The sequence below is a fragment of the Bradyrhizobium sp. P2_E8 genome, assembly GCF_056403875.1.
This window is the reverse complement of record NZ_JBFUES010000595.1, coordinates 1-4,742: the sequence shown is the minus strand read 5'-3', so window position 1 is coordinate 4,742 and position 4,742 is coordinate 1. Positions and strand designations below refer to the sequence as shown.

Annotated in this window: 4 protein-coding genes; 1 reads left to right on the top strand and 3 read right to left on the bottom strand. The window is 56.1% G+C overall.

Annotated features, from left to right (window positions below; translation table 11 throughout):
* The 3 genes from AC1D00_RS27390 to AC1D00_RS27380 all read right to left on the bottom strand — a co-directional run.
* On the bottom strand, nucleotides 1-365 hold a 365-nt coding region (locus AC1D00_RS27390; protein ID WP_477012805.1), incomplete at its 3' end, for an FAD-dependent oxidoreductase.
* 149 nt (nucleotides 366-514) lie between these two features.
* On the bottom strand, nucleotides 515-1,129 hold the full coding sequence (locus AC1D00_RS27385; protein WP_477012803.1) for a DsbA family protein: 615 nt from the start codon (nucleotides 1,127-1,129) through the stop codon (nucleotides 515-517).
* A gap of 127 nt (nucleotides 1,130-1,256) precedes the next feature.
* Nucleotides 1,257-1,958, bottom strand: a complete 702-nt coding sequence (locus AC1D00_RS27380; protein ID WP_477012802.1) for a glutathione S-transferase N-terminal domain-containing protein — start codon at nucleotides 1,956-1,958, stop codon at nucleotides 1,257-1,259.
* Nucleotides 1,959-2,482: 524 nt separating this feature from the next.
* Here AC1D00_RS27380 and AC1D00_RS27375 point away from each other — a divergent pair.
* Nucleotides 2,483-4,522: a methyl-accepting chemotaxis protein gene (locus tag AC1D00_RS27375; RefSeq protein ID WP_477012804.1), complete on the top strand. Its 2,040-nt coding sequence runs from the start codon at nucleotides 2,483-2,485 to the stop codon at nucleotides 4,520-4,522.
* Nucleotides 4,523-4,742: the final 220 nt, after the last annotated feature.

Below are 4,742 nucleotides of genomic sequence, written 5' to 3'. Positions count from 1 at the left end.
GTATGACCATCGATAAGGGTGGCGCGCGAATGGAAGGTTGCCGCGCCGTTCTTCTCGAGACTGTCGCGATAGGCCGCCTGCAGCCGCGCGATCTCCCGGTCCTTGTTGGCGACCAGCGTCTTCCAGTCGAAGCTGTGCTCCCGCATTGTCCAGCCGTAGCCCGTCGCGTCCTCGAAGTGCTCGGAAAACTGTGAGGCGTAGACGAACAGCTTCTTCGGCACGCAGCCACGGATGACGCAGGTGCCGCCGAACTGGTATTCCTCGGCAATCGCGACTCGCTTGCCGAGTGTGGCTGAGACCCGCGCCGCCCGCACGCCGCCCGAGCCGCCGCCGATGACGAACAAGTCGTAGTCATATTGAGGCATGTTGCTCTCGCCTTTCAAAGGGTTGGCTTGACAATAGGTGTGCACAATCAAAGTGCCTGTGAGCTTGACTGGGGCGCGCGAAAACATTCGCTTCCAAGCGCGGACGGAGTATCTCCAATGCAAACGTACGGGAGCGACGGACCCCGCTGCTATGTTCGGCCAGTGCGGTCTGTGCGCTGCGACAGCGCTTCGCGGATCAGGGGTATGCGATCGTTGCCGAAATACATGTCGGTTTCTTCCAGAAAAATCGTTGGCGAGCCAAAGCCGCCGCGCGCTATCACCTCGTCAGTATTGGCTCTGAGCTCATCTTTTATCGATTGCTGTGCGATCGCGGCGAAGAACCTTTGGGGATCGATGGCGAGCTTTCCGCAGATTTCGGTTAGAACAGCATCCTGTGAGATATCCTTGTCGTCACCCCAATATGCCTCAAACACCGCACGTGCAAACGGCACCATCTCTTGCCGCAGGACGATGCAACCCCGCATTGCCTTCACGCTGTTTACCGGAAATACCGTCGGCGGCATCTTGATCGCAAGACCTGCCAGGCGAGCCCAATCAGCGAGATCCTTCAGCATGTAGCGATGCTTCAGTGGTACAGGGGTTTCGCGTGAGGCGTAAACGTTCAGGTTGACAGTGTTGAAGACGCCGCCGACCAGGATCGGTCGCCAGACGATCTCTTGCGTGAACTGTTTTGCAAGTGGCTGAATATTGTGAAATGCAAGATAGGTCCAGGGACTGGAGCAGTCGAAGAAGAATTCGATCATAGCGTTTTCATTTCATTGGCTCCTCGCGAGGAGCCGCGCCTCTCGCGCGTAGAACGATGAAGTATTTGGACCATTCAGGCGCTATAGTGGACGAGCAGGAATCCCCCTACCATCCAGGTCGGGGCCTTCAATTCTTCCCAAACAGCTCTTTGGCTTTGTCCCCAAACATGTTCTGCCGCGCATTCTCGTCGAAAGGCTCCTTGACGAACTTGCCGAGCGCTAGTCCAACCTGCACCTGTGGCCGCGCACGCACCGCTGCGTACCAGCGTTTCACATTGGGATAGTCGTCGAGTGTAAAGCCCTGCGCCTTGTGAGTCATGGCCCAGGGAAAACACGCGATGTCTGCGATCGAATAGTCGCCGGCGATATAGGCCCCGGTCTTGCTGAGCTGCCGGTCGAGCACGCTATAGAGCCGCGCCGCCTCGTTGCGATACCGCTCAATTGCATAAGGAATCTTTTCGAGTGCATAGAGCGCAAAATGGCCGTGCTGACCCAACATGGGCCCTAGCCCACTGACCTGCCACATCACCCATTGAATGACGCGCGATCGACCGCGCAAATCTATTGGTAGGAATCGCCCGGTTTTTTCAGCAAGATAGATCAGGATCGCGCCGGTCTCGAATACTGAGAATGGCTCTCCTCCGTCGGCAGGTTCGTAGTCTACAATCGCGGGGATACGGTTGTTGGGGCTGATCGCCAGAAACTCCGGCTGAAACTGTTGGCCGGCGCGGATATCAACGGGGACCACCCTATAGGGTATTCCTAGCTCCTCCAGCATGATCGAAATTTTCCAGCCGTTCGGAGTCGGAGCGTAATGGAGATCGATCATGCCTTTCCTTAAGTCCCCTCGGAGCAACTATTGCTATTTCTGGTGCCCCGAACATAGCAGATTGAAACGAGACCAAAATCGGTCAGTTGACGTATTGTGGAAGACGCAGGCTCCTCGAATGAGGGTCTAGCGAGATTTCCAAGTTTTACTCGTCACGTTCGCCTTGGTTGGCCCAGCCGCAGTGCATCGATCACCCGGCTGGATTCAGTCTCCGAGGCTTGCAGGTTTGTTGCCGTAGGTTCCCGAAAACATCGCCAGCGGCTTCCAACCCAAAGATTGCGCAACGGATCGCGACCTTCGCTCTCGCACAGAATCGACTTTCAAAATCGGATCCAAAACGATCGCAGGCCGCAGACGACACCAGACTGCGTCCTCGCCCATCCATTTCAGATTGTCGATTTTGCCGAGGCCAAGATCGCACCGAGTCGAAGTGTTGCTTATCCTATAAATAAAAAAATTTAACTCTTAAGAAATAAGATCGAGCTAAGAATATGATCCGCCATACGAACATGAGTGGGGCTAAGATGATTGAACGCCGCATACCATCGTCCACGCGCTCGATATTCCACAGCTTGCGATTTCGCGCGAAGATAATTCTCGGCTTTGCAGTGGTCGTCGCGGTCTCGGTGATCAGCCTCGCCATTGCCTATTTCGGCTTTGAGCATGTCGAACGGCAAGTTAGTCACTACCGTGCCAGCGTGTCAGAAGCTGACTCGGCGCGAAGCATCGATCGTGAGTTACTCGCTTATCATTCAGCGGCGCGGCTCTTCATCGCGACAGGCAAAGAGCGTGATGCCAAGACGGCGTTGGAAGCAGAAGACACCTTGAAGGGTGCCATTTACACGGCGACCAAAGCGACGGCAAATCCCGTGCGACTGGATGGCCTTCAACGATTGGCTAATGACTTCAATAGCTTTTCCGCCACGTTTTCGGAGATTCTCGCAGTGAAGCGTGAGAATGCATCCCTTACCCGGAACGGGCTGATGCGCAATGAGAGCCTTCTGAAATCCAAAATGGATGACACCGTTCGCAACGCTGTTAGTGCCGAATTGCAGGCCGTTGAAATCGGAACGAAGCAAGTGGATTCACTATTTCAAAACATCAGCTCGGCGGCTAACAGTTTTGTTTTTACGTCCGATCAATCGGCGGGGCGCGCCGCTCTTTCGCGCTTCAAGCTCGTTGAGAATTCAGTCAACGCGATCTCCTCTAGGGACGAGGGGACCGTGGCCCGACTGAAAGAGATGGCTGGATTGGTCGCCGCGTATCAAGATGCGTTGGCAAAGCTTACCGCCAACGCAAGTAAGCTGGAAGAACTGATCCGCGCGATTAGCGATTCTGCTGCTGCAATCACGCAAGGGGCCGGCACGATGAAGGCCGACCTTGTCTCTGAACAGCGGCGGTTGGATATGGAGACCGAAGCGACAACCGGTTGGACCAAACAGCTAATCCTTGTGCTCGCGTCAGGCGGTGCAGTCCTTGGTGCTCTCCTCGCGTTTTTACTCGGAACTGGGATTTCTCGGCCCATGATCGCGATGTGCGGAGCGATGCGGCAGCTGGCCTCTGGTGATTTCGCTCTCGTCTTGCCAGGATTAGGTCGGAGGGACGAGCTAGGCGAGATGGCGGAGGCCGTCGAGGCTTTCAAGCTGCAGGCAATCGCGAAAGCGGAGCAAGATGCTGCTGTGGGTGAGGCACAGAATAAAGCCCAAGCGGCCGCACGCCGCGCCGAGCTAATCTGCTTCGCGGATAGTTTCGAGACTCGAGTTGGGACGATCGTATCTAACGTCTCTGCCTCCGCTGAGCAGCTCGAAGTTGCAGCTGCCACACTGACGCGAACGGCAGAGACAACTCAGGCATTGTCTGGTCAGGTGGCCAGCGTGTCTGAGGAAGCCTCATCCAATATGCAAGCTGTCGCGACTGCGACTGAAGAGCTGTCTACCTCGGTCCGGGATATCGGTAGGCMGGTGCGTGACTCCAGTCACATTGCGGAAGCCGCCGTCGTGCAGGCGAAGGAGACGGACGATCGAATGGGAAAGCTATTCCAGGCCGCTCAACAGATCGGGAATGTGGTAAGATTGATTACGGCAATCGCCGAGCAGACAAATTTGCTCGCGCTGAATGCCACAATTGAAGCGGCCCGCGCTGGCGAATCTGGTCGAGGCTTTGCTGTGGTGGCGAGTGAAGTTAAAACGCTCGCTAGTCAAACCGCTAAGGCTACAGACGAGATTTCGTCCTATATCGCGAGCATGCAAAGCGCGACGGTTGAATCCGTTGCGGCAATCAAGGAGGTCGGCGCGACAATCGCAAAGATTTCGATGATCTCTGATTCGATTGCGCGCGCTGTCGAGCAGCAGGGGGAGGCGACTCAAGAGATTGCTCGTAGTGTGCAGAAGGTTGCAGTTGGCGCGCAGACAGCCGCTACCAATGTTGGCCAGGTCAACTGCGGCGCCGTCGATACTGGCTCGGCCTCAGCTGAGGTCCTAAGTTCCGCAAAGCTGTTGTCTGGCGAGAGCGCACGCCTCCGTACGGAGCTTGATAGCTTTATGGCAAATGTTCGTGCGGCTTAGTTAAGTGCGTTTGGCTGCCAAAGGTTTGTCAGATCTGCTCTCTACGAATTTCTGTTAGCCGGTCGCAAACGGCAAGCGGGATGGGATGCGCTGCTGTGGCCGGGCGCTACAGGCTGTATTCGAGTGGACCACTGCAGTTTGGGCCTCGTCTGCCACGGCGACCTTGATTAAGCGATCGAGGCCGTGCCCCGGGGAGGGCACCCAGAGGCGTCGTAGTAAG